At 37.9% G+C, this 4,180-nt stretch carries 8 protein-coding genes and 1 pseudogene; 6 read left to right on the plus strand and 3 right to left on the minus strand.

The genetic code is table 11. The features are described 5' to 3' along the window. The 5 genes from ACFIJJ_RS08985 to ACFIJJ_RS09005 form a co-directional block, all read left to right on the plus strand. Positions 1-390, plus strand: a 390-nt coding sequence (locus ACFIJJ_RS08985) for a major capsid protein (RefSeq protein WP_375646706.1), incomplete at its 5' end; no start/stop codon positions are given. Between the two features lies 1 nt (position 391). Continuing rightward, positions 392-745, plus strand: coding sequence for a hypothetical protein (locus ACFIJJ_RS08990; RefSeq protein ID WP_375646707.1), 354 nt, complete (start codon positions 392-394; stop codon positions 743-745). 30 nt (positions 746-775) lie between these two features. Further along, on the plus strand, positions 776-1,672 hold the full coding sequence (locus tag ACFIJJ_RS08995; protein ID WP_375624214.1) for a hypothetical protein: 897 nt from the start codon (positions 776-778) through the stop codon (positions 1,670-1,672). A gap of 421 nt (positions 1,673-2,093) precedes the next feature. Continuing rightward, positions 2,094-2,849 carry an antA/AntB antirepressor family protein gene (locus tag ACFIJJ_RS09000; RefSeq protein ID WP_375624216.1) on the plus strand — a complete coding sequence of 252 codons (756 nt, stop codon included), beginning with the start codon at positions 2,094-2,096 and terminating at the stop codon, positions 2,847-2,849. Then, positions 2,846-3,124, plus strand: a complete 279-nt coding sequence (locus tag ACFIJJ_RS09005) for a hypothetical protein (RefSeq protein ID WP_006589100.1) — start codon at positions 2,846-2,848, stop codon at positions 3,122-3,124. Before ACFIJJ_RS09000 ends, ACFIJJ_RS09005 begins: the two co-directional genes overlap by 4 nt. Before the next feature lie 45 nt (positions 3,125-3,169). On the opposite strand, the gene ACFIJJ_RS09010 is transcribed toward ACFIJJ_RS09005, so the two are convergent. Genes ACFIJJ_RS09010 through ACFIJJ_RS09020 form a run of 3 tightly spaced genes read right to left on the minus strand, consistent with a single transcriptional unit; the run spans position 3,170 to position 3,938 of the window. Further along, positions 3,170-3,316: a CopG family antitoxin gene (locus tag ACFIJJ_RS09010; protein ID WP_375624218.1), complete on the minus strand. Its 147-nt coding sequence runs from the start codon at positions 3,314-3,316 to the stop codon at positions 3,170-3,172. A gap of 42 nt (positions 3,317-3,358) precedes the next feature. Further along, the gene (locus ACFIJJ_RS09015; RefSeq protein ID WP_004856761.1) at positions 3,359-3,676 is read right to left on the minus strand and encodes a type II toxin-antitoxin system HicB family antitoxin; all 318 of its coding nucleotides are present in this window, start codon (positions 3,674-3,676) and stop codon (positions 3,359-3,361) included. Continuing rightward, positions 3,666-3,938 (minus strand): toxin HicA, encoded by a 273-nt coding sequence (locus ACFIJJ_RS09020; RefSeq protein WP_375624221.1) that lies wholly within the window; start codon positions 3,936-3,938, stop codon positions 3,666-3,668. Before ACFIJJ_RS09020 ends, ACFIJJ_RS09015 begins: the two co-directional genes overlap by 11 nt. On the opposite strand from ACFIJJ_RS09020, the pseudogene ACFIJJ_RS09025 reads away from it, so the two are divergent. After that, positions 3,865-4,180 (plus strand): annotated as a pseudogene (locus ACFIJJ_RS09025) (hypothetical protein); the annotation flags it as partial. The gene ACFIJJ_RS09020 and the pseudogene ACFIJJ_RS09025 sit on opposite strands and share 74 nt — an antisense overlap.

Raw genomic sequence — 4,180 nt, forward strand, 5'->3', positions numbered from 1 at the left:
CAGACACTCAATAGCGCCGGAGGTGTTGCAACACCAAGTTCGATTGGCTCTGGGAGCTTTGGTAGTTTTGACTTTGCGGGTGTGACTTTCATTAATTACCGGAGTATTCACAACTATAATGTAAGTGCGAAGGCTGGAACAAAGCGCGCTATAGGCATTAAGCCTGATGAATGCCAATTCTTTCCTGTTGATGCGCCTGGTGTCTTCCAAAAAACCTTTGCTCCTGGTGAAAGCTTGGATTTTGCCAACACGGTTGGAAGGCCGCTCTACACGATGCTTATCGTCGACCACGACCGTAATGCATGGGTAAAACCGGAGGTCTATAGCTATCCGCTTTACATCTGTACACGCCCTGAAATGCTGTTTAAAGCAGTGATTGGAGCGAAATAACATGCGGTGGAACGGGCTGCTAAACCAAATGGTTAAAGATGTGCGCAACACTTTTGGGCAGCCCATCATCTACACGCGAAAGGACAACCAGCAATCTTTTCGTATCACAGCGATTTACACCATTAAGCATTCAGAATCGGACGCCGGTGGCAGAATCCCCACGACAATTGCAAGAAAGGAACTTGATATTTGTATCAATGATATCGGAGGATTACCACCAAAACCTGAAGATAATGTTGTAATCATTTCCCCTGAAAACAGCAAAGCTCCCTCTTCTCAGGAGCATTTCATTGTGATAGATGTACAAGCTTCAGAATCCGGTATGTATAAGCTTATCTTGCGGGAGCTAAAGTAAAGATATGCTTATAAAGAAATGATCTAGTACATGTTTATATTTAGAAGAAAAAAATACAAATTAACAAATGAAGCAATTAAGGTTGGCGAATTTATTCTTTACCGTATTAAAGCTATCAAAAATTTTGGTACAATTAAGAAAGGTGATTTAGGTGGATATATTGAAAAAGAAAGAAACCTAAGTCCTTACGATAATTGTTGGGTTTTTGATAATGCACAGGTTTACGGAAATGGATATGTTTCTGAAAATGCTACAATTAGGGATGATGCAAAAGTTTATGGTATAGCATCGGTTTCTGGTGAAGCGCAAATTTCTGGTAAAGCGCAAATTTATGATGAGGCCTCAGTTTGGGGAAGCGCTAAAGTTTATGACAGCGCTAAAGTTTTCGGAACAGCATCTGTTTCTGACGATGTAAAAATTTATGATGAAGCATCAGTTTCTGGTGAGGTATGCATTACAAATTCGGCATGTATTTTTGAAAACGCTAAAGTATATGGTGAAGCATTTATTTCCAAAAATGCTAAAATTTTCGGCAATGCAAAGATTTATGGTGAAGCATCTATTTTCGGAGATGCACACATTTCTGGAAATGCTATAATTTACGGTGAAACATCTATTTCCGGAAATGCTAAAATTTATGACAATACAAAAATTTATGATGAGGCATCAGTTTGGGGAAATGCTATAATTTGCAATAATGCACAAGTTTTTGATAAAGCAGATATCTCTGACAATGCACAGATTTTCGATAATGCACGAGTTTACGGTAAAGCATCGGTTGCTAATGAAGCGCAAATTTCTGGTAATGCACGAGTTTATGGCGAGGCATCAATTTTTGACAGTGTGCAAGTTTGTGGAAAAGCGCGAGTTTGCGGAACAGCAGAAATTTACGATAATGAAATTATTTCAACTGGGGTGAGAGACTAAACACAAAAAAACAAACGATTGTGAATTCAAACCTATCACTGGCTTGTTTGATTTTATTGGAAAAGAAAGGATATTCGGATCACAATTAAAGAATTTAATCGATTACTTGTGTAAAAACGATTTTTAGAAAAATGTAATATTACTTATTGACATTGTGACAGGAGTATGAATAATCGAATCAGGTGCCTAACAAACACCTTAGAACCATAAGCGGATTGGTTACCGAAATAATCAGTCTTCTATACATTAAAGACTTTGACTCATTATATGCTACATGCGTATAATAACATCTGTCGGGTGTGGTTACGCTATACAATACCCTTGCGGGGAAAGTGTAACGACGGACTTATGGCCGTGTTTGTTAGCGCCCGGCACTCTTTTTGAGTGTCATTAACAAACGTCTAACCATAAGGAATTCATTATGAATACTCTTATAGAAATTAGAGAACAGGTTATTGATCAGGAAACTGTTCAAACTGTTAACGCTCGTGATTTGCATGCGTTTTTAGAAGTAGGTAAAGATTTCTCTACTTGGATTAAATATCGCATCAACAAATATAATTTATTAGAAAATCAGGATTATTTAGTTTTCACCAACTTTGGGGAAAACCTCCAAGGTGGTCGTCCCTCTAAAGATTATCATCTAACTTTAAGTGTAGCCAAAGAGCTCTCTATGCTTGAGAATAATAAGAAAGGTAGAGAGGCTCGTTTATACTTTATCAAATGTGAACGGCTTTTGAAGCAAGTAGCTGCTCCACAGATAGCTGCATCACAAGTTGACTACTCTAAACCGGAGGCATTGCTTGGTGTTTTAAATCACTTACAAAGTCAAATAGAGCATAAAGATCATGTTATCGCTGAATTAGCACCAAAAGCAGAGGCTTTGGAAGGTTTAAAGCGTTCTGATGGTTTGTTTGGTCTGATAGAAGCTGCAAAGATGTTAGAGGTGCGACCTAAGGATTTAACGGATTACTTGCGTAAACATGATTGGGTCTATCGACGGGCTCCAGGGGCGCCTCTGTTACCTTATCAGGATAAGATAAAGAAAGGATTCATGGATTGTCCCGCTATTACCATTCAAAGACCAGATGGTACAGAAAAGGTGCTGCCTTCAACGAAAATCACATCTAGAGGATTAGCATGTTTGAGAGAACAAATCTTTGGGGGTGTGCAATGAATAGCAGTGTCGACTTCTTATGCGATTTGTGGATGGCATTGTTTAAGCTTTCTAACCATCGAGGCATTGGAGATGAGGACTGCAATGCTATAGTTGAGGTTATGGAATCGGTCGTAGATGCTCTGGTTTTAAAGCTTCAAGATGACGTGCCCAATATTACAAAAATCTTGGCAATTTTGACAGATTTTGGAGCTTCAGAACTTCCACATCGTATGGATTCTTTGTTGCGAACTTATGAACCAAATTTAGACAACCCCATTAAAAAGGTTGCTTAATTAAAAAAATAGAACTCCCCTCCCCGTTCTTAAGATGGGGAGTGGTCAAGAGACTTCTTTAGGTAAGAATTCGAAATGAATAGGCTTAAAACCAGTTAAGTCATAATCTGTAAAATCTGCAGTATCGACAAAGTTTTCTGCTTCTTTATCCGTCTTAAAAACGGGTATTTGTTTTAATTTAGAGGTTTTCATAAAAATTAAATTTCTTTTGATGCGTATAGACTTTTAAAAGATTCAAAGTTTAGAAGAAATGTATCTGTTTAAACTCACACCATTTTCAGCGGCTTGTATTGCAAGTTTTCTATGGAGTTCTGGTGGGATTCTTAATTGAAACTTACCACTGTATTTACCATGTGACAAAGGCACAGGAACTTCTTCTCCATTATGTTGCATATCCTCAACAACTTCTGAAACAAGGTCCATAATGCCTTTTAAAGCTTTCTCTGCTTGAGCATCTAACCATGAAAGGGATGGGAATTCTGCACACAATCCGACATATTCCTCATCTTCTTGCGACCACAAAACACGATATGTATAATGATTATTGTTCATGTTTCATCCTTTCTATCGCTTGTAAGACTTGTTTGACTTGATAAGCTTTTGCTTTGTTACCAGAATCTTTTTGAATATTCACACGAGGATCACCAAGCCACGGTGTTTTAAAAACAAAGTGGCTTGTACCATTGTTCCGCGGTTCTCCAAAGAAATAGACACATACAGCCAACAAATCTGAAAACTTGATGTTCTTTGGTGACGCTTTCATCAAGCTGATTATTTTTTCAACTTTATTGTTCATAACCAATAATAGTATCATTATTAATCCTAGTCAATCATTTTATACACTTAATTGGACAGGAGCCCCCATGCATCCGAGAGAGACGATAAGGAAAAGCTTTGTTGCGTTGATTAAAGCAGCAAAGACGGCAGCTGGTGATAATGTTTTCAATATGCGCGATTTCAATTTATTTATTGAAGCAATGCCTGCAATTAATATCTCAACGCAAAGTGAAACAATTGAAGATGGCTATGATTATGGAGTAAGGCGGCGTGTTTTAA

The sequence above is a fragment of the Bartonella sp. TT29SHDZB genome (assembly GCF_042193395.1).
Taxonomy (GTDB): Bacteria; Pseudomonadota; Alphaproteobacteria; order Rhizobiales; family Rhizobiaceae; genus Bartonella.